General features: G+C 42.2%; 1 protein-coding gene. It reads right to left on the bottom strand.

Annotated features, from left to right (window positions below):
* A partial coding sequence (gene thiL, locus ACWHAR_RS28570) for a thiamine-phosphate kinase (protein WP_452088636.1) occupies positions 1 to 637 on the bottom strand: 637 nt, incomplete at both ends.

The raw sequence follows: 637 nt of genomic DNA, 5'->3' as shown, positions 1-637 counted from the left end.
TCAGAATGAATTGGAAGGATGCTTTCATCAATTTCAATTGAAACACAGCTGGCTTCTGCAATCTCGTTCAGTTCACTAGCCAATCCGTCACTAATATCATTTAAAGCTGCTCGCTTAAAACTCGAGCATAATCTGCCGACACTTACTCTTGGCTCAGGCCGTTTATGCCTGTGGATAAAGTAATCCGTTTCCACAGATGAGTTTTGAGGATTAGTCTCTTCCAGCAATAAAGAAAGTCCTGCTGCAGAAGAACCGATTTCACCGGTTACAAACACAATATCATTCGGTTTTGCCAAGCTGCGCAAACAGGCCTGTCCCTTTTCAATTTCACCGATTACAGTGACTGTAACGACTAATTTGTCAGCGGTAGAAACTGTATCGCCGCCAATCAGATCCATATGATATAGTTTCGCCAGTTCATTCATTCCTTCATACATCGCCTTGATTTCAGATTCAGTCCATTTTGAAGGTACCGCAAGTGATACCAGATAAAACTTAGGAATGCCTCCCATCGCGGCAATATCACTTATATTAACGGCTAACGCCTTGTACCCGATATCTTCAGGTGAGGAATAGTGTAATTTGAAGTGCACGTCTTCTACCATAGTATCAACACAAACAATTTCCTGAACGCCGT

This window comes from Bacillus sp. LR--39, assembly GCF_053613335.1.
The sequence above is the reverse complement of the archived record's forward strand: the minus strand, read 5'-3'. Positions and strand labels throughout refer to the sequence as shown.